The organism is Streptomyces sp. NPDC043876, from assembly GCF_056435825.1.
The window spans coordinates 898,394-918,650 of the sequence record NZ_JBWKDV010000003.1 but is presented as its reverse complement, the minus strand read 5'-3'; the positions used below and the strand labels follow the sequence as shown (position 1 = coordinate 918,650).

Below are 20,257 nucleotides of genomic sequence, written 5' to 3'. Positions count from 1 at the left end.
GAACATGATCAAGACCGTGCTGCACCCCGTGTCCGACCTGAGCAAGGCCAAAGCCGTCTACGCGGCCCTGCTCGGCCTTCAGCCGGTGAGCGACACCCCCTACTACGTCGGCTTCGAGGCCGACGATCAGCACATCGGGCTCGTGCCGAACGGTGGACCGCAGGGCATGACCGCCCCGGTGGCCTACTGGCACGTACCGGACATCGAGGCCAGGCTCACCGAGGTGACCGCGGCGGGGGCCACGGTGCGGGAAGCGGCGCACGAGGTCGGCAGCGGCCGCCTGGTGGCCACCTTCACCGATCTCGACGGCAACGTCCTCGGCCTCATCCAGGACCGGTGAGCACCGCGCCCGCGAGCGATTCATACCGGCGGACACACGCGCCGTGGTGGTGTCCGGGCCCTGCCCGGACACCCGATGGACAGACCCGGCACCCACGCACCACATGACCACTCACGCACAAGGAGCACGCCATGAAGGCACACGTCAGCTCGATCCTGCTCGGCGTCCGGGACATGGACCGGGCCAAGCAGTTCTACACCGAGGGACTCGGCTGGAAGGTCCGGAACGACTTCGGCATCTCGGTGTTCTTCGCATCGGACGGCGCCTCGCCCGTCGGCTTCTACCGCCGCGAAGGCCTGGCCTCCCAGGTAGGTGCGGACCCGGAGGGCACTGGCTTCAGCGGACTGGTCCTCACCTACGTCGTCCGCAGTGAGACGCGGGTCGACGAGATCATGGCGGAGGCCCGGGAGGCCGGTGCCACGGTCCTGAAGCCCGCCGACGCTCTGCCCTGGGGCGGCTACGGCGGCACCTTCGCCGACCCCGACGGCTACGTCTGGAGCGTCGGCTTCAGCGACCGGGGATCCGACCAGCCCTACGCCGAGTAGCCAGGACCTCCGTCTCACCGGCGTCCGGAACGGCGGTGCGCGCCGCTGCCCGTCCCGGACGCCGGTGACCCCCACTGCGGGAACGGGGGACGTGGCCGCCGTCCTGCCGCTGATCCCCGACAGACGAACGTCGCTGCCCGCATCCGACACAGGAGACCCGACACCATGACCACCTCGCCCCGACCGCTCCCGCAGCGCATACAGGACACCCTGCGCCGCCTCGACGAAGACGTCGATGCCTGGGTCGCCACCGCCGACCGGGCGGGTACGCCGTATCTGGTGCCGCTGTCGTTCCTCTGGGACGGCGAGGCGCTGTTGATCTCCACGGCGGCCGGCAACGCCACGGCCCGCAACCTCCGGGCCGGCGGCCTGGTCCGGCTCACGATCGGGCAGACCCGCGACGTGGTCCTGATCGAAGGAGCCGCGGCGGTCGCCGACGGGATCACCGACGAGGTCGCCGACGCGTTCGCGGCCAAGACCGGATTCGACCCCCGCGAGCAGCGGGACTGCCCGTACTTCCGCATCCGGCCGAAACTGATCCAGGCCTGGCGCGAGGTCAACGAGATCGCGGGACGGGACCTGATGGTGGACGGCGCGTGGCTCACGTAGCGGCTCGACCCGGCTGGGCAACAGGCAGTTGCCGGGCGAAGCGGGGAACCGCGCCGGTGAAAGCAGCGGGGTCGTCGAAGTTGAACAGGTGCCCGGCGCGGGATCAGTTCGACGCGTGCCTGCGGATGCGCCGAACGTCGCTGCCAAGGGGTCCGGACCTGACCTCGGACCGGACCCCTCAGCGCTGCTACGCCTCGCTAGACCCCTTGGCCCGCCGGGTGGAAGTTGATGCGTTCACGGATGACGGGGAAGCCGGCCTTGGCGAAGTTCGCGGCCATGGGGAAGTTGCCCTGGTCCGTCGCTCCGCTGACGAACTCCGCGTCATGCTCGACGAGGAAGTGGGTGCACTCCGCGAGGAGGTCGTAGGCGTAGCCGCGACCGCGCTGTTCCGGGACGACTCCGATGAAGCCGATGGTCGGGCCGGAGGGGTTGTGGGCCGGGATGTGGATGCCGGCCAGGTCACCCTCCGGCGTGTGCGCGATCTGCCACCACTCCCGGGGAGAGGGGCACCAGTGGAAGAAGTCGAGTTCCTCCTGGGCGGCCTGGTCGAGGCCGCCTTCCTCGATGGCCCTGAGTGCGTGGGCGTCCAGGGTGGCGGAGTGGATGCGCCGCAACGCGTCGAAGAACACGGTGTCGTCGGGTTCGGCGCTGAAGCGCAGGCGTCCGGGCCGCTCGGGCAGACCTCGCTCCGGGGTCCAGCGGTACAGGAAGCGTTCCACCAGGAGTTCGTACCCCGCTGCCCGTGCGGCGGCGAATCGTGCCTCGGCGGCGGCGCGCAGGTCGCTCTTTTGCCGCCAGTCGCCGGGCAGGTTGATCTCGAGTTCGACCTGCCAGGGAGCAGAGCGCAGGAGTTCGGCCCCGGCCTCCTCCTCGCCCTCGGCCACGTCGAACCAGTTGATGTTGACAGGCTCCGAGTCGTCGGGGCCGCCCCACCACGCGCCGCGTGCGACGACCTCGCCGTCGCGCAGGACGACGCGCTTCCAGTCGGGGCGGAAGTGGGTGCGCCGATGTCCTTCACGGGCACCCAAGGGGTCGGGGAATGCGTCGAAAAGATGAGCGTCGCTCGCAGAGAGCGTGCGGATGACCAGATCGGTCATGGATTCCTCCGGGGTACAGGCTGCTTGGAGCGCTCCCGGTCAGAACTTGTGAACCACGCCGGGACAGCGGAAAAGGGAGCGCTGGAAAGGTGTGAACCGCACGGCACTCGCCTCCTTCCATCCCTCTCAGGGCGTGGAGCCACACACTAAGTGATCTACCGCGGGCCCGTCCACGGATTTCCTGGCGGCGCTGGACTTCGACCCGGTTCAACCGGGACATCGTCGGCCGACCGCTGCCGAGCGGACGAGGGGGCGCAGGGTTGGAAGACGGCCTCGCGGCAACGCCCTTCGCTGTCGCACTTCTTGACAGTGCATGGACAGTGCGGGAGTGTCCTCGTGCCGGAGCTTCTCGGCCCTATCCCGCCATGGACATGATTCTGGCTGTCATGAATTGTTAGCGCTAACAATAAACGGATCTTGCTCAATGCAGAGCTGGGAGATCACATGAACATGCTCATACGGGCATGCCGTCGAGCCGGCGCGAAGCGCCGGGCACCAGCTCCGCCCCGCGGCGCAGGAGGGTCGCACACGCCGGATGCGGTCGCCGTCCGTCGGCCGACCCGTGGACCGGGCCGCACGCGGCTGGCCCGTCTGGGGGCCGCTGCCGCGGTGCTCCTCGGCGTACTGGCAGGCAACACGTCCACGAGCGCTCCGGCCCAGGCCGCTGTCCAGACGGTCGCGTCGATCAGTACGCCGCCGATGGGCTGGGCCTCGTGGAACAGCTTCGCCGCGCAGATCGACTACAACGTCATCACGTCGCAGACCGACGCCTTGGTGGCTTCGGGCATGAAGGACGCCGGATACCAGTACGTCAACATCGACGAGGGCTGGTGGCAGGGAACCCGCGACTCCGCCGGCAACATCACGGTGGATCCCGCCGACTGGCCCGGCGGCATGAAGGCCATCGCCGACTACATCCACAGCAAGGGCCTCAAAGCCGGAATCTACACCGACGCCGGCCGCGACGGCTGCGGCTACTACTACCCCACCGGCCGTCCGGCGGCGCCGGGCAGTGGCAGCGAGGGCCACTACGACCAGGACTTCCTCCAGTTCTCCCGGTGGGGCTTCGACTACGTCAAGGTCGACTGGTGCGGCGGCAACGCCGAGGGGCTGAACGCACAGGGCACCTACCAGGCGATCAGCGACTCGATCGCTCGCGCCACCGCGACAACCGGCCGGCCGATGGTGCTGTCGGTGTGCAACTGGGGCAACGACAACCCGTGGAACTGGGCACCGGGCATGTCCAGCCTGTGGCGCACCAGCGGCGACATCATCTTCTTCGGCGAGAGCGCGTCGATGCCCCGGGTGCTGTCCAATTTCGATGCGGCGCAGCATCCGAGCGCCCAGAGCCCGGGTCACTACAACGATCCGGACATGCTGGTCGTGGGAATGGCCGGGTTCACCGCGGCGCAGAACCGCACCCACCTGAGCCTGTGGGCCGTCTCCGGCGCCCCGCTGTTGGCGGGAAACAACCTGGCCACGATGAACAGCGACACGCGCAGTGCCCTGACCAACCCGGAAGTGATCGCTGTCGACCAGGACGCCCGAGGCCGGCAGGGCGTGAAGGTCGCCGAGGAGCAAAGCGGGCTGCAGGTCTACAGCAAGAACCTGTCCGGCAGCGGCCGGCGTGCGGTGGTCCTGCTCAACCGCACCGGCTCGGCGGCCACGATCACTGCCAACTGGGCCGACCTCGGCCTGACCGGCGCAGCGTCGGTACGCGATCTGTGGGCCGCCACCGACCGGGGCAGCTTCACCGGCAGCTACGCCACCAGCGTCCCGGCGGGCCAGGCCGTCCTGCTCACCGTGACCGGCACCGACGCCAGTACGACCGGCGCGAAGCAGATCGTCGGCGGTCAGTCCGGCCGCTGCGCGGACATCAACAACTCCTCGACCACCAACGGCACCCAGGCGCAGCTGTGGGACTGCAACGGGCAGGCCAACCAGAAGTGGACGTATACCGCGAGCAAGCAGCTGATGATCTACGGCAACAAGTGCCTGGACGCCTACAACCACGGCACCACCAACGGCACGGCGGCCGTAATCTGGGACTGCAACGGCCAGGTCAACCAGCAATGGAACGTGAACGCCGACGGCACGATCACCGGCGCCCCGTCCGGGCTGTGCCTGGACGGGGCGAGCGGCGCCACCGCCAACGGCACGAAGCTCCAGCTGTGGGCCTGCCATGGCGGCAGCAATCAGCTGTGGGCCATGCGGTAGACGGCGGGCGGTGGGGACGCTGTCTGCGACCAGCGCCCCCGGACCGGTCCGGGGGCTTCCGGCCGGGTCTCGATGACTGAGACCTGGCTGACCTCGGCGACTGCGGCCTGACCGCCCGGTTCAGCCGCGCTCCTAGATGATCAGGAGTGTTCAAAGCCCTGGTGATCATGCAAGTGTGCAGGTCACGGCGGCATGACAGGACCGCGCCAGGCTGTTGCGGACGGGCAGTGGGCCGCCGAGGCGCCCCGGTCCGGCGCGGAGCGCGGACCGTGGGCGCGTTCGGCGTGTGCGTGGCGTCCAGCACCTCGACGTTCCAGCGGGTGGTCGGCGCGGTGTGCCCCGGCCAGCCTGGCCGATGTGACCGGGAAGGATCCCGCCGGGACGGACACGGTCGCGGTGGCCGACAGCCCCGGTGAGCTGGAGCTCCCGGCTACTCCTGACGGGCGCTTCAGGGGGCGCGGTCGCCAGAAGGCTGCGCGGTCAGCGCCGGCCGCCGCCCATGCGGCGGTCGTCGGCCAGGGCGGTCAGCGGGCCGAACTCGCTGGCAAGCTCGTTCCACGTGAGGACCTCGCCACAGCGGGCCGGGAACTCCTTCGGGTTGAACTCCGGCATGGTCCAGTTGCCAGTGCCCCGGTCCCGCAGCCACAGGTCCCCGTCACCGTCGACCACAGTCGGCGGGACCGGTACGGGCTCGGCCTGATCGGTCGGATCCCAGGTGACCCGGCCCGGGTGGGAAGCGCGGCGCAGCTCGGTGGTGGCCAGCCGCGCAGCCAAGTCACGGGTGGACTCTTCGGCGTCCTTGACCGACGCGAGTCGGAATGCGTCGTCAAGGACGGGCAGGGCTGCGGTCTTGCTGCGCTTTGAACTCATACGCTGACTACCTCCGGTGGGGGGCGTCACATCCGATATGGCACCCCGTAGGGGAACACGGTATCCGACGCGGGAGCCTGGCCGGGGCGGGCTCGGTGGCGGTCGGTGATGTTCCCTGGTCTTCAGGTCCGGCCCTGCGGGTGGGGCCAGGCCGCTCTCAGCGGCGATACTGCTCTGGCCCTGGCCAGAGGGCCAGACTGGTTGTTTCAGCTCACCAGAACAGAGCGGTCCGGCTACTGCCACTGCCGTGAACCGACCCGGACCGCCGAGGCCGGGCCGCACACTGCGAGCCACAACCCGAACGAATCCGGAACGCCTGACCGGCGACGTGGCCCAACATCACACCACCGAGCGATGACAAGCCGGACGGAAGAGCACGTACCGCGGCGCTCTCACATCCCCAGTACGTCGTATACGGCATCCATGGTGGCATCAGTGCGGGTCAGCCTCCTGATGCGATCAGCCTTGGCCGTGGAGCCGAGCTTGTCGAGCACCGCGGCGTAAGTGATCAGTGCGCCTCTCAGGTCGTCCGCGTACTCGTGCGGCGCGTACGCGGCCAACTGCACGAACAGGGCGACCGCTTCCTCCAGCGCGGCCTCGGCCTGGGGGAGCCCGCTGCCCCGGGCGGCCCTCAGCCGGCCCGCTCCCCACAGCGCCTTGGCGATGAAGGGGCGGTAGACGGCCGGGTCGGCCGGAGAGAGGCGGCGCAGGTTCCCGACGACGTCGTCGGCCGCGGTGAGTGCTTCGTCGTACCGCTCATCTTTGACCAGCAGGCTGTTGAGCCTGTTCACGGATACGGCGAGATGCGGCAGATGGGTCGCGGGATCCGCTGCGACCAGGTGCCAATAGACGGCCAGCGCCTCGCGCGCGGCCGACAGCGCCCCGTCCTCCTCAGTGTCGGCCAGCAGACTGCTCAGGTCGACCAGGCTCCTGGCGAGGCCCGCCTGGTGGGCCTCGGAGCCGATTCCGGCCAGGCGCCGGTGGATCTCGACCATCTCGCGCAGGGGCACCAGCGTCTCCCGCAAGCGCCCGGCTGCCCGGAGGCGGGTGGCCGACTCTTCCAACAAGGCGAGGAGACGGTCGAGTTGGGCGTCCGGGTCGGCTTCGGCCAGTCTCCTGCGCACGTCGGTCGCCTCCCGCAGGGCGGCCAGCACCTCGGGGCGCCGCATGCCCCCCAGCAGGGCGCACAGGTTGTCCAGGGCCAGCGCGAAGTCGGCCAGGTGGGCGGCGGGGTCCACCTCGGCCAGTCGGCGGCCCACGTCGACCGCTTCCCGTATCACCTGCGACGCCTCGTCCAGACGCCCCAGGCGGGCGAAGGCGGCACTCAGGTTGTTCAACGACTTGGCGAGGTCGGGCTCGTGGGTGTCGGGGTTGACCGCGGCCAGCCTTCGGAAGAGCGCCACGGCCTCCTCAAGCGTCGGCACCGCCTCGTCCGGCCATCCGGCCTCGACCTGGTAGCTGCCGAGATTGTCCAGGGCCGCGGCGAGGCCCGGTTCATGGGCAGCGGAGTTGGCAGTGACCAGTCGTCTCGAGGTGGTGACCACCTCCTGCAGGGCCAGGGCCGCCTCCTGCGGCAGTCCGAGTTCCCGCAACCACATCGCCCGGTGGCGCAGCGCCCGGGCGAGATCGGGCAGGTAGGCGGAGAGATTCTGCTCCGCGACCAGCGAGAGAAGCTCGATGGCACTGTCGGCTGCCGCCAGCGCGTCCTCCGGCCGCTCCAGGGCGGAGAAGATCATCCCGAGGTTGTCCGCCGCGGTGGCGACGGGGACGACGTAACGCTGTCGCGTGGCATCGTCGCCCTGGAGCAGGATGGCCGCCGCCTCCATCGTGACCTGCAGAGCCTCTTGGGGCCGTCGGTGTCGAAGCAGGGCGGAGCCCAGATTGATCAAGGCTGCGGAGAGGCCGCTCGGGTCGCTCTCCGGGTCGGCCCGCATCAGTTCCCGCGAGATCGCCACGGCCTCTTCCGCCACCAGCAGTTCCTCGGCCTCCCTGCCCACGCCGGGCAGGCGGGCGCTGAGGTTGACCAGAGCTCCTGCCAGGCCTGCCCGGTGAGCCCGAGGATCGGCCTCTGCCAGCGAGCGGAACATCGCGGTGGCACGTTCCGCAGAGGCCACTGCTTTGTCGGCCAGACCGGCATGGGCGAAGCGTGCGGCGAGATGGCTGTGCAGGATCGCCCGGTCGACGGCGGATTCGTTGTCCGCCAGGCGGCGGTCGGTGAGGCGCTCGGCCACCGCGGCGATGCCCGCGTCGAGGTCGATGTGCCGGTGGGCGGGCAGGACCGTGTCGATCGATTCGAGGACCCCGAGCAGGCTGCCGTCCAGCACCTCGCCGTCCGCGATCCTCGCCAGGGCGCCGAGCGCGGCCGAGCCCGCGTCCAGCGCGATCCGGGGATCGGCCTGCACCAGCGGGTACAGGTACCTCTCCCCTACGTGCGGCCAGCGGTCCGCCGCCGCCGCGAGGTGGGCGACGGTCCGCGGCGTCCAGGTCGGCGCAGCGCCGTCGTCCCCGCGACGCAGGACCGCGGCGGGAACGGAAGCCGCCCAGTCGTCCGACGGGTACCCGGTGATCGGGCTGCCGGGCAGCATGAGGGCGACGAAGTCCTCTGCCAGGCGATCGGGCAGCAGCGGTTCGAAGGAGTTGACCCGTGCGGGGTCGCCTGGCGGGTAGCAGATGCCGTGGTCCAAGAGGATCCGCTCGGCGGGTGCGTGCGGCATCAGTCGTTCGATGACGCTCCTGGCCGTCCCCCGGTCAGCGGGTCCGACCAAGGTGGCGGCGAACACCGCGCGTGCCATGTCCCGGTCGGGGGTCCGGAAGTCGAGGCCGTGCCGGGCGTTCTCGTACAGCTGGCGCCAGTTCTCGTGCTCCCGGTCCAGCAAGTAGACCGTCCGGCCGACCATGTCGGCGGGGGCACGGCGGCCGTGGGCCGCCGCGTCCACCGCCACCAGGGCGGTCATGTGCACCACCAGTGTCACCCCGGAGTCCGGATCGTCGAGGGCATCCGGAGGCGGGATCGCCCGGGGGTCGTCGATCTGCGGGTAGTGCCGGGCGAAGCACTCGCACGCCGTGGTGAACATGCGCTGGCGCGCACTGCCATCGTCGGGCAGCGGCGGCAGGAACTGATCGGACGTGCCGATGCTCTCCCGGAACTGGCCGAGCTTTCCCCGCAGTGCCGGCCATCCGGTCGCCGACCGTGCGATCAGCAGGACCCTGGCCGGGACGGAGTGGCGCAGGATGCGGTTGTGGAGCAGCCAGCTCAGGTCCGCCAAGGGCCAGCGGTCCGCGTAGTCGATCAGCAGCAGGATCCCGGTGTGCCCGTCGGGACGCAGGTCCTCGCCGCCTTCCGTCGGCGGGTGGGCATCGGTGCCGTGGATCGCGTCGACCACTTTCCAGCCCGCGCCCAGGGACTCGGCGGCCAGCAGGTTCGCCAGGCGCGTCTTTCCCTGGCCGCCCTTCCCGTGCAGCCACCGCACCGAGAGCCGCGGCCCGGTGTCCCGCCACGTGACCAGCTCCGCCAACTCGGCCGCGCGGCCCGTGAAGTCGACGACCTCCGCACGTGCGTCGAGCATCCGGCTGGGCTGGGCCCGTAGCCACGGCGACTCCAGGCCCGTCCGCCGGCGGTGGCCGAACAGCAGGTACACCGGCCTGCCGTCGCCGAAGACATGGATGTCCGCGCCGACGCACCCGTAGCCGAAGCCGTTCTCGACGTGCACGACCTGCTGGACACCGGCCGATCCCCCGGAGGGCGCCTGGGTCATTCGGGGGCCTCGGACTCGTCGCCGACGACGACCGAAGGTGCGGGCGGCAGCTGCGCCGGCCCGTGATGGACGATCACATTGCCCCCGAGAGAGGCGAACACCTGCCCGTGGTCACGGGCAATGTTCGTCTGTCGCTGCTGCCATACCTGTTGCGCCGACGGCAATTGCTCCTGGATCTCGCGCACCAGCAGCTGAAGTTCCTCCGCCGCGTCGGGATGCTGTCGCAGCAGGGCCGCGAGCTGGAGCCGCCAGACCGGAACCAGGTCCTGACGGACCGCCTCGGCGTCGTCGGAGTTCGCCACCAGCGCGGCGTGTCCGTCCAACTGTCCCTCGACGGCAGCTCGCTGGATGTCATCGGCACGGCGGAACAGTCCGGCCATCCGTGCGCGCGCCGTCGACCAGCCGTCGGTGGCCATGGCAGCCACTACCGTTGTCGCCCCTGTCATGGCCAGGGCGGCCACCTCTTCGAACACGACGCTCCTTCGCCATCCGGAGTCGGATCCCGCTCCCTCGACCACTCAACTTAACCGCACGCACTGCAAGTTGGCCCCCTCCTCTCCCTCCTCCCCTACGTGACGGCACCGTGGGACGCCACGTCTCCGTCGAGTAGGGCGACCACCAGCGGAGCGAGCTCGGGCCGGCAGAACACCACGGCCGCGAGCCATTCCGGGTCCTCGTCCGCGTCGCCAGCAGGCGCATGATGTAGCGGCGGCAGAGCGCGGGATCGACGGCCACGGCCGCGAGCACCAGTGCCCGCACCTCGCGCTCCTTGTTGGCCAGGCTCCGCGAACCGAGGCAGCCGAAGGCTTCCTCCAGCAGGGCGGCGGCCGCGTCCTGGTCGCCGTCGCGGGCCAGTGCCTCGGCACGGGCGGCGAGCACCGGGATCCGCGGGTTTCCGAGCGCATCGTCCGCGAGACGAAGCATCACGTCGGCGCGGTCCGGACGGCCCATGCGTACGGCCGCCTCCGCCACGGCCGCCCCTTGCTGTACCCGCACGCCCTTCGTAGCCTCCGTCCATCCCTCGGCGGCCTGACGGGCCAGATCCAGGAGGCGGTCGACATGCTCGTCCCTCCCGAGGGCGGCCGCGATCTCCGCGACTCTGAGCAATGCCTGCGCCCTGTTCGGCTTCGCCACCGCCAGCGCCTCGTACTCGGCGGCGGCGAGATCTCCCCCGACCGCGCGCTTCACCGCCGGTCCCGACTGGTCGCTGAACATGTCGGGCATCCGGATCCGGTCGGCGAACCTCCCGGCCCACTCCGGTTCCCCGCCGCGCAGGGCCGCCGACGCCGCAACGGCGGCGGGGTCCTGCTCCAGGCCCCTGCGGGACCTGGAGACCGTGGCCTTGGACGCGGACCGGGCCGCGGTCAGCAACCGCTCCGCCAGGGCGAAATGGCCCCCTTCGGCAGCTCCGATCGTGGCCTGTTCGAGGGCGAAGACGTGGCTCTTCTCTCCGGCGTGCGAGGCGAACTCCCGGGCGAGGGCGTGATCTCCGGCGTGTCCCGCACCCCGCCCCAGGATCGCCGCGATGCGGTGCACCGCATCGGCGCCGCCGTTCGAGTGGGCCAGCGTGAACAGCGGTCCCGCCTGATCGAACCGGCCGTGGTGGGCCACCGCCTCGGTCACTGCCAGGGTCTCCCAGAAATGGCCCGTGCCGGGTGCGTCGAGGTCCCGCAGGATCCGTTCGGCGCGGCCCGGACTCCCGCATCGGGCCAGGGCCACGGCGAGATCGACCCGGCTGTCCGAATGATGGCGTGGCCGGTCGATCGAGGCGGCCGCCCGCACGGCGTGTTCCAGATACACCGACGCGGCATCGGAGTTGCCGCCCTCGTGTGCCGCCTCGGCGCAACGTATCAGCGCGGCCAGCCGCGCCTCCGGGTCCACGAGACCGTCGAGCAGACGCCAGGCCTGACCGGGGCGGTCGAGCAGCTGGTACAGGTGCGCCACGCGGGCGGCCCCCTGGCTGCCCTGCCCGGCCGCCTCTTCCACCAGACGGAGGCAGAGGTCCCGATCGGGCACGCGCGCCGCGGCCTCGGCGAGGCCGAGCACGGCGAGGAACCGTTCCCGGACCGCTCGCAGCACAACGGCGTCCGTCGCGCCCGGTACGGGAGCGGGGAGCCTGGCCAGCATCTGCTCCGCGACCCGCAGCAGCGCGGCACCGGCCTCGGTCCCCTCCTTGTGGGCGGCCCCTCGGGCGAACTCGGCGTACACACGGATCTGCGCGCCTGCGCCCTGGGGCCGAGGAAAGACGAGAACGCACTTCTGCGCCCCGCGCACCTGGGCCGAGCGGGCGGCGATGCCGACGAGGGTGTCGATGCTTCGCCCGCCGGCGCTTGCGGCGAGGCCCTCGGCGGTCCCGAGAATCCGCAGGGCGTCGGCGCGGTCGCCGATCTCTATGTGGGCCTCGGCCACCGTGGCCAAGGCCACGGCCATGAGATCCGTGCCGGGGCTGGGCGGTGCGGCACAGGCGATGTGCTCCGCCTCCCGGAGCAGTTCCAAGGCCGTCGTCCACGCACCGCACGTGTGCGCGGTGCGGGCCAGGGCGGCCAGGGAAGGAGCGTTCCAGACTCCGCCGGCCGGATCGTCGAGCGCGATGGCCCGGGCCCGAGCGACGTACCGGAGGGCGCGCTCGGTGTCCCCGCGGCCTGCGGCCACCCCGGCCATGCCCGTGTACGCCCGGACGGAGTGCCAGATCACCGATGCCAGGCACTCGGCCCAGGACCACTCCCCCTGCTCGGCCCAGGCCACCGGGAGAGCCGGTGCGAAGCCGAAGCTCACATGCCCCGGACCTTCGGTCAGCCGGTAGCGGCGCATGGCCAGGACGCAGGCCTCGCCCAGCCTGTCCGCCTCCGTCGCGGCCAGGACGTTCAGGACATCGGTGATTTCCTGCCAGGCAGGGGCGGGGTGACCGGCCCGGCGCTGCCACAGCGCGATCCGCTCGGGCGAGGGGAGGGCGGCGAGCGCGTCGATGTCCGCGCCCGCGACGAGCACCGCGGGGTAATGGTCCAGGAGATACGCCGGGGTGTCGTCCGGCCAGGCCCGACGGGCGAACTGTTCGGCCCAGGCGCGCAGAGCGGCACGATGCCGCTCCGTCTCGGCGTGACCGATGGCGGCGACGGTCTCCCGGCGCAGTGCGTCGTCGGCGAGGCCGAACCGCTCCTGTGACGAGTCCGGATCGCTACGCGACGCCAGTAAGCCGGAAGGGACCGTCCGCAGCACGGCCCGCGCGTCGTGCGCGTCCATGCCGCCGCCTCCCGCGGCGAGGACCGCTTCGAGGTCGTCCGCGGTCAGCGGGCCGCCGACGGCCAGAGCCCCCAGCACCGCACGGGCATCACGGTCCGCCAGCACGGTGGCGAGGGGACTCGCGGACAACCGGACGCGAGGGCAGCGTCGCTCGTCCCGCAGCGGGTGGGACCGGGGCACGGCCTCCGGAATCCGGGGCAGGGCGCGGCTGAGGACCAGAACGTGACCGTGGGAGCCCGTCGCGGCGGGCAGCAGGGCCGCGATCGGCGGGGACTCGTGGTCCCCGTCGAGGCCGTCCACGAGCAGCAGCAGGTGTCGGCCGCTCGCCTCGGCCCGCGCGCAGGCACGGGCCCAGAGGTCGTGGAGCGTGCTCGGTCCGGAGAGCGGCGGAGCCGACTCGCCCAATAACGCCGCGAGCCGGTCGCGGACTTCCTGTCGAAACCGCCTTGTCTGTCCGCCGGAGGCGCCCGACACGAAAAAGGAGACGACGTCGACGTCCCCCGGCGGGTGAGCGGCGAGCCGCTCGGCCAGAGCGGTCTTGCCGGACCCGGGCGGCCCGATGAGCCAGCGGTAGGACTCATGGGAACGCGCGAACGCTTCGAGCTCCGCCAGTTCGCCGTCCCGGCCGCGAACGTCGGCCATCAACTCCCCCTCGCCGTAAGCCCGGTAGGATGACCCTTGTCCCCACGATGACAGAAAACACCGTCAACGGTCAGGGCGAAGATCCCCGTACGGCCGAGGATTGCTCATGTCAACCCGGACCTCCCCCGGCACACCCAGGTGCCAGGACTCGTAGGCCTGGCCCTTTTTGAGCCCTCGGTGGGCGAGGTGATCGGAACCAGCCGACTTCCGCCCATACTCGGCGTGGCAAGGGCGGCGACCGCTAGCCTCCCGGGCATGCTGACCGAGATGAGGCGCGGACCGAAGTCCACCCCGCCGCCAGGAGGACCGTCCACCAGGGCGCCGACGCGTCCGGACAAGAATCCACCGATGCCTCCCAGCGACCCCCAGAACCCGCCGAGGCCAGGCAGGTGACCAGCTGATGCGCGTGGAGCGGCTGTCCTACGAGGAACTGCCCGAGCTGACCCGGAAGGCCATCACCGACCGCCTCGGAGAGGGCTGCCCCAGCATCCCCGTCGACAGCAGCACCAGCTCTGCGCTCGCCTCCTGGTTCTGGCCGTCGGGGGGCGGGCCGATGGTGTTCATCAAGGGGTTGCCGACCGACCATGAGGCGATCGGGGAGCTGGAGGCTGAAGCGGCCGTGAACCCGTACCTGCCCGACTGCGCCCCCAAGCTGCTCTGGACGGAGCGGGCGGGCGGTTGGCTGCTGCTGTGCTTCGAAGGCCTCAACGCTTCCCGGTGGACCTACTTCGGCGATGACGGCGATCACGTCGCGTCGGTCGCCGCTGTCCTGGACCAGCTGAGCCGTACGCCCGCGCCGGACGTCGTCGCGCGCACCCCATGGGATCGATGGGACGTCTACTGCGACCCCGGCGCCGAACCCCTGTTCACCGGGGACCGGCTCGTGCACTCCGACCCGGCGGCCACGAACTTCATGACCGAGCCCGACGGCCGGGTCAGGGTGATCGACTGGGCATGGGCGATGCGCGGCCCCGCATGGATCGACCCCGCGCTGTGGGGGTTCCGGCTCATCCTCGACGGGGGGCAGACAGTCGAGCAGGCCGCCCGCTGGTGCGCGACGATCCCGGCGTTCGCCCACGCACCCCGGGACGGCCTGCGCGTGCTGACCAAGGCGGAGGCACGGGCGTGGGAGGACTGGCGTGAGCGCGGGCTGACCGAGGCCGACGAAACGATCAAGGCCGCCCGCGCGTGGGCGGCGCACTGGGCGTGAGACAGAGCCCGCGCCGGCAGGATGCCTCCCCGTACCCCGCTCCCGGCACACCTCCGTCCGCACGCTGGAGGCATGAACACCCGCCCGGTCACCGGGTGCCCCTGCGGTTCTGTACCCATGCCGATACAACTACGGGCAGCCCGTTGCAGTTACCGGCAGGCCGGTGCTGGTGCGTCGGATGCTGGGCTACCTCGGGGCCGGTGCCTTGCCGGACATCTTGATGCCCGCCTGGCGGAAGTCGTCCAAGGTGGAGGCGATGGTTTCGGGGGCGACACCGACCGTGTAGTCCAGGCGTACTCGGGTGGTGAATCCGGCCGCGGCAGCGTCCAGGGCGGTGGCGCGCACGCAGTGGTCGGTTGCGATGCCCACCACGTCGACGTGCCGCACCCCGCGGGCGCGCAGCCAGTCCGCGAGGGCGGTGCCTTCGGTGTCCGTGCCTTCGAAGCCGCTCTTGGACGCGCTGTGGGCGCCCTTGAAGAAGACGGCGTGGACCTTGCCACCGGTGGCGGCCGGGGCGAAGTTCGGATGGAACTCCCCGCCTTCGTCTCCGGCGACGCAGTGGACGGGGAAGCTGTCCTTGAAGTCCGGGTTCGCGGAGAAGTGCCCGCCCGGGTCGATGTGGTGGTCGCGCGTGGCCACGACGTACTGGTAGTGACTCCCCGCGGCCTGTTCCACCAGATCGGCGATCGCGGTGGCGAGCTGCGCGCCTCCCGCGACGGGAACACTGCCTCCTTCACAGAAGTCCTTCTGCACATCCACGACGATCAAGCTACGGCTCATCACGAACACCCCTCGGACGACGGAACGACACCTGACGTCTACCGGCCCCCTCACCTACGCCAAAGGCTCATCGAGCTGCGCTCACCCAGACAGCCGCAGACATTCACCGCAGGAACGATTCACACGGTCGCAGCAGTCGGAGCCACATGCGGGTCGCGGGCGGGGGCACGGCTGCGCAGGGCGCCGATAGCGCGGCCGTTGATCAAATCGTTGGTCGGTAGCATCCCGGTGGCTGCGCGCAGATCGGGCAATCGGTTGTGGCTCCGGCAGCTGGGCCGGGCTGTGGGCGCCGTCGGCCGCCCGGGCCGGCGGGAGGGACCCGTACCTCTATGCGGGGTCCAGCGGTCCCAGCAGCCACACACCGGCGGAGGTCGGTTCCTCGCTGAAGTAGAACTCGCGGATTGCCTGGAGCATGTCGTCTCGGCTGATCAGCCCGTCGGCGTCCCGGTCGAGGCGGCCGAAGACCTCGCGAGCGTCCCCTTCAGACAGTCCCATCAGGGCGCCGGACCACCGGACCTGCTCGTCACGGGTCAGTTTCCCGTCGCCGTCCTCGTCGACGATGTCCATCAGCGCATCGAGGAACGGCACGTACCCGGCGTCGAAGGAAGCGGGCGTGACCAGCAGCCCGGCGGCGAACGCCGACTGGTATTCGGCGAGGCTGATGCGTCCATCGAGGTCGGTGTCCGCAGCCTGGTACAAGTGCTGCCACAGGCCGTCGCTCAGCTCCCGCATGTGCTTGAGCTCGGGGGCTTCAGGCGCGAGATGGAAGGCGGCGGCGAGGCGGTCACAGGCCGACTCGAAGTCGGCGCGGTCGATGTAGCCGTCACGATTACTGTCGAAGGTGTCGAAACGGCGGGCGAGCTTGCGCAGCAGGAACGGCGAGATCTCCATGCCCGACACCCTGCCCTACCAGTGCGGTGCCTGGAAGCGGCTCACGGCCGGCAGTACCCGAACGAGCAGATTGAACGTGAGCTACGACAGGTGAAGCGCTCATCCGACGCCGCTGCGCCTGGCGGCGAGCCGCGGGCACACGGCAGTTGTCGGGTTCTGCTCCATGCCGGTGCCCGCACGGGAGCCCAGGGCCGCCTCGGTTGCGTACCCCTGGTACTGGCAGCAGCCACGGTTCACACCAGAGCTCCGGGGCGGAGGCTGGGAATCCGACGTAGCGACCGCTCGTCATCGCAATGGCGTTCGTCGACAGCAGTCGGCGGGCACGCTCCCGGAGCATGCCCGCCGAGGGTGGTGCTGGTGTTGCTGTTACTTCAGGTACGGGCCGTCGGCGCCGATCTTGCCCGGGGCGGCGTTCTTGCCGTCCAGGTCGAGGACGTAGACCCGCATGTTGCCCTTGCCGGGAGCGGCGAGGGCCAAGGTGCCGTCGGTGACCAGCTTGACGTCACCGGAGACGGCGTCCTTGTAGGTGCCGTTGGGGAGGCCGGTGAAGGTGGCCGCGTCGGTGACGGAGACCAGGGCGAAGGAGTCGACGCCGTCGGCGACGTCGGTGTAGCGGCGTTTGAAGGACATGCCGCCGCCCTGGACACCCTCGGTGGAGTACTGGCCCATCTGCAGGGCGGGGACCGCCCGGCGGATCTGGTTGAGCCGCTGCAGCTGCTTGACCAGCGGCTGCTGCAGGGTGGTGGCGACGGCCCCGTCGGCTGAGGAGACGACCGAGAAGTCGCCGGCGGTCACCTGGCCGGCGATCTTGTCGCCGTAGTAGGCGCGGCCGGTGGTGGCGAGCGGGCAGGAAGGGCCGCAGTCGATCTGCTTGCCGGCCTGGAACTCGATCTCGGAGCCGTAGTACAGCGTCGGGATGCCGCGAAAGGTCCACATCAGCGCCATGTTCTCCGCCCACGCGTCGGTACCGCCCGCGTACCGGGTGGACGACTTGTTCGGGCCGAAGTCGTGGCTGTCGACGTAGACCACGTTGTACGTGGCGTCGTTGGTCGAGTCGTCGGAGTCCTTGCCGTTGGAGAACGCGTTGTGCGCGTCGCCGAAGTTCATGTGCATCCGCATGTCGATGATGTTCATGCCGGAGAACTTCGAGTGGTCGGGCGCGCGGTACGCGTTCCCGGTGAGGAACGCGTTGGCCGAGGTGGGCTGGTTGCCCGGGCCGAGTTTCTCCTCCTGGTCGTACTGGTCGAGCGCGGCCTGTACGTCGGCGTCGGTGTACTGCGTGCGCTCCTTCCAGGTGAAGAACTGCGCGGAGTGGTTGACCGAGCCGCGGTTCCACTTGTCGTTGACGAACGCTCCGACTTCACCGAAGACGAAGAAGTTCCGCGCCTTCTCGGGGCCCCAGTCCTGGGTGACGCGCTGCTGGATGGCGGGCAGGAAGCGCCGGTTCCAGGTGACGCGCGGGACGTGCACGGCGGTGTCGACCCGGAAGCCGTCCACGCCCATGTCGATGTACTTGTTGTACGCGCCGATCAGGTAGTTCTGGACCGGGGCGCTCTCGGTGTTGAAGTCCGCGAGGTCGTCGTGCAGCCAGCAGGAGCGCGAGTCCTCGCCCTCCCAGTTGCCGATCCAGCACTGGTGGTAGTACTGGGCGGGGAACATGCGCGACGTGGGGCTGGGCCACTGGCAGTTGTAGATGGTGTAGCCCTCGGGGCTCTTGTACTGGGTCGGGGTGCCCCAGCCGACGCAGGTCTGCCCGGCGGGCTGGGTGGTCGACCACAGGTCGCCGTTGTAGTACGACTTGCCGGTCTTCGTGTCGATGGTCAGGCCGTCGTACTCGAAGCCGTCCTTCTTCTCGTCGTAGTACCAGGACCATTGGGCGTCCCGCACACCGTAGGCGGTGGGCACGAACAGGCCCTTGGCGCCCCAGCGGGAGCTGTGGTTGTAGACCACGTCCTGGTAGATCTTCATGCCCTTGGCGTGCGCCGCGTTGATCAGGTCCTGGTAGGAGGCGCCTGCCGACTCCAGCCGCGGGTCGACCCGGTAGAAGTCCCAGCCGTGGTAACCGTGGTAGTCGTAGTCGGACCGGTTGAGGACCACGGGCGTGATCCAGACGGCGGAGAAGCCGAGCGCCTTGATGTAGTCGAGCTTCTGCACCAGGCCCTTGAAGTCGCCGCGGAACATCGGGTCGTTGTTGGCGGCGTTCCCGGACTTGACGTCCTGGTTGCCGCCCCGGTTGTTCGAGCTGTCGCCGTCGTTGAAGCGGGCGGTGAGCACGAAGTAGATCGGGTCCTTGCGCGGGTCGGTGCCGATCATCTCGCCGGTCTTGGCGGGCGGCGGGGACTCCCCGGTGGTGGCGACCGCGGCCGCCGAGGCGGCCGAGACGTTGCCGGCCGCGTCCACCGCCTTCACGGTGTACGTGTAGGCGGTGCGCGGCTCCAGGCCGGCGTCCGAGTACACGGTGGATCCGACGGTGATCACCGAGCTGCCCTTGGTGCCGCCGGTGCGGGTGATCTGGTAAGCGGTGACCTTGGTGTCGTCTGTGGACGGCTCCCAGGTCAGCACGATCGAGGTGCCGGTGGCGGTGGCCTTGACCGTGGTCGGCACGCTCGGCGCGGTGGTGTCCGGTGTGACGCCCGCGCACGGGTCCGCGGCGTTCGCGGTGACCTTGCCGTTCTGGACGATCGAGACGCCCTTGGGCACAAGGTAGTTCGCGCCGTTGTTGTTGTCCCAGGTGCCCGAGCCGTTGTTGAACGTCGCCGCCATGGTGCCGGCGGAGCCCAGGTCGACGGTGCGCTTGAACCAGCCGGGGCAGGCGGTTTCCATGCCGACGCCGGGCACCGCCGTCCACGACCCGCCTACCGGGGCGTAGTGCAGGTTGACGATGCTCCAGCCGACCACGGCAGTCGAGTAGAAGACGGTGGCGGTGTTCCCGGCCGGCGGCGGGGTGCTTGCGGACGGCGATGGCGAGGCGGACGTGGAGGCGGAGGCGCTCGGCTTGGGGATGTTCGTGCCGCACGGGTCGGCGCTGCCGACCGTGCCGTCCTTGACCGTCACCACACCCGTACCCAGGGCGTAGTTCTTGCCGCTGTTGTTGTCCCAGGTGCCGGAACCGTTGGTGAAGGTCGCCGCCAGGCCGTTCGCCGTGCCGATGCTGACGGTCTTCTTCACCCAGTCGGTACAGGCGGCTTCCATCGCGACGCCGGGCACGGTGGTCCAGGTGCCGCCGTTGGGCGCGTAGTGCAGGTCGTAGGCCGACCAGTTGCGGGTCTTGGTGAAGTAGTAGACCGTGGCGCTCGCGCCCGTGTCGCTGCCGCCGTTGTCGCTCGGGCCGAGACCGGGGCTCGAACTTGGCTTGCCGGTAAAGCCGTTGCCCACTCCGCAAGGATCACTGTGGGCGACCACGCCGTCCTTGACCAGCACGGTGCCGGTGCCCAGGTCGTAGTTCTTGCCGCCGTTGTTGTCCCAGGTCCCGGAGCCGTTGTTGAAGGTGGCCTTCAGCCCCGTGGCGGAGCCCAGGTCGACGGTCTTCTTCACCCAGTCCCTGCACGCCGGCACCATTGCGGTGCCCGGCACGGTGGACCAACTGCCGCCGTCCGGCGACCAGTGCAGGTTGTACGCAGACCAGTTGTGGGTCTTGGTGTAGTAGAAGACGGTGGCCGTGTTGTCGCCGGCCGTGGCCGCCGCGGTCGCGGTGGTGCCGAGCGGGGAGGTGCTCAGCAGACCGGCGGTGAGCGCCGCAGCCGCGGTCACCACGACGACTATGGGGCGGCGCCGGGGGCGTGTTCGTCTGGTCAAGGGACTGTCCCTCGGTCATGCCGCAGGCGGTGGGGAACTGCCTCGCGGCAGGAGTGGGTGGGGGGAGCCTTGCGCAAGTTCACGAAAGAACTTCCAGGAGGTTACTGACGCATGAGAAGGCTGTAAAGACTCCGCGACGACGGTCCCTCCTGCCGCCACGGGCCCCCCGGAGCAAGGGACTTGGTGGCCTTCACCCTCCCGCACTCTCCGCTTCCGCGCCGAAGGTGAAGGGCGGGGCAGGCCGAGAGGGTGGCACCAAGGAAAGC

13 protein-coding genes are annotated in these 20,257 nt (G+C 70.2%); 5 read left to right on the top strand and 8 right to left on the bottom strand.

The window, feature by feature from the left end:
* Positions 1–4: 4 nt before the first annotated feature.
* From AC0693_RS13635 to AC0693_RS13625, 3 genes are all read left to right on the top strand, one after another.
* Positions 5–340, top strand: coding sequence for a VOC family protein (locus AC0693_RS13635; protein WP_478801823.1), 336 nt, complete (start codon positions 5–7; stop codon positions 338–340).
* A gap of 131 nt (positions 341–471) precedes the next feature.
* Positions 472–885: a VOC family protein gene (locus AC0693_RS13630; protein ID WP_478801822.1), complete on the top strand. Its 414-nt coding sequence runs from the start codon at positions 472–474 to the stop codon at positions 883–885.
* Between the two features lie 165 nt (positions 886–1,050).
* A complete protein-coding gene (locus tag AC0693_RS13625; RefSeq protein WP_478801821.1) occupies positions 1,051–1,494 on the top strand; it encodes a pyridoxamine 5'-phosphate oxidase family protein in 444 nt (147 codons plus the stop codon).
* Positions 1,495–1,691: 197 nt separating this feature from the next.
* On the opposite strand, the gene AC0693_RS13620 is transcribed toward AC0693_RS13625, so the two are convergent.
* Positions 1,692–2,591, bottom strand: a complete 900-nt coding sequence (locus AC0693_RS13620) for a GNAT family N-acetyltransferase (RefSeq protein WP_469318423.1) — start codon at positions 2,589–2,591, stop codon at positions 1,692–1,694.
* 609 nt (positions 2,592–3,200) lie between these two features.
* Here AC0693_RS13620 and AC0693_RS13615 point away from each other — a divergent pair.
* Positions 3,201–4,808, top strand: coding sequence for a glycoside hydrolase family 27 protein (locus tag AC0693_RS13615; protein WP_478801820.1), 1,608 nt, complete (start codon positions 3,201–3,203; stop codon positions 4,806–4,808).
* A 480-nt stretch (positions 4,809–5,288) separates the two neighbouring features.
* Here the strand turns inward: AC0693_RS13615 and AC0693_RS13610 are convergent, their stop codons facing one another.
* From AC0693_RS13610 to AC0693_RS13595, 4 genes are all read right to left on the bottom strand, one after another.
* The gene (locus tag AC0693_RS13610; RefSeq protein ID WP_469318421.1) at positions 5,289–5,678 is read right to left on the bottom strand and encodes a hypothetical protein; all 390 of its coding nucleotides are present in this window, start codon (positions 5,676–5,678) and stop codon (positions 5,289–5,291) included.
* 392 nt (positions 5,679–6,070) lie between these two features.
* Positions 6,071–9,433, bottom strand: a complete 3,363-nt coding sequence (locus AC0693_RS13605) for a tetratricopeptide repeat protein (protein WP_478801819.1) — start codon at positions 9,431–9,433, stop codon at positions 6,071–6,073.
* Positions 9,430–9,849: a hypothetical protein gene (locus AC0693_RS13600; RefSeq protein ID WP_478801818.1), complete on the bottom strand. Its 420-nt coding sequence runs from the start codon at positions 9,847–9,849 to the stop codon at positions 9,430–9,432. The genes AC0693_RS13605 and AC0693_RS13600 overlap by 4 nt, the downstream gene beginning before the upstream one ends.
* Positions 9,785–13,315 (bottom strand): AAA family ATPase, encoded by a 3,531-nt coding sequence (locus tag AC0693_RS13595; protein WP_478801817.1) that lies wholly within the window; start codon positions 13,313–13,315, stop codon positions 9,785–9,787. Before AC0693_RS13595 ends, AC0693_RS13600 begins: the two co-directional genes overlap by 65 nt.
* 400 nt (positions 13,316–13,715) lie before the next feature.
* Between AC0693_RS13595 and AC0693_RS13590 the strand changes: the two genes are divergently transcribed.
* Positions 13,716–14,525 (top strand): aminoglycoside phosphotransferase, encoded by an 810-nt coding sequence (locus tag AC0693_RS13590; protein WP_469318417.1) that lies wholly within the window; start codon positions 13,716–13,718, stop codon positions 14,523–14,525.
* 186 nt (positions 14,526–14,711) lie between these two features.
* Here AC0693_RS13590 and AC0693_RS13585 read toward each other — a convergent pair whose 3' ends face one another.
* From AC0693_RS13585 to AC0693_RS13575, 3 genes are all read right to left on the bottom strand, one after another.
* Entirely contained in the window at positions 14,712–15,305 is a 594-nt protein-coding gene (locus AC0693_RS13585) for an isochorismatase family protein (RefSeq protein ID WP_478801816.1), read from the bottom strand.
* 327 nt (positions 15,306–15,632) lie between these two features.
* Positions 15,633–16,196, bottom strand: coding sequence for an EF-hand domain-containing protein (locus AC0693_RS13580; RefSeq protein ID WP_469318415.1), 564 nt, complete (start codon positions 16,194–16,196; stop codon positions 15,633–15,635).
* A gap of 366 nt (positions 16,197–16,562) precedes the next feature.
* Positions 16,563–19,991 carry a carbohydrate binding domain-containing protein gene (locus AC0693_RS13575; protein WP_478801815.1) on the bottom strand — a complete coding sequence of 1,143 codons (3,429 nt, stop codon included), beginning with the start codon at positions 19,989–19,991 and terminating at the stop codon, positions 16,563–16,565.
* Between the last annotated feature and the right edge of the window lie 266 nt (positions 19,992–20,257).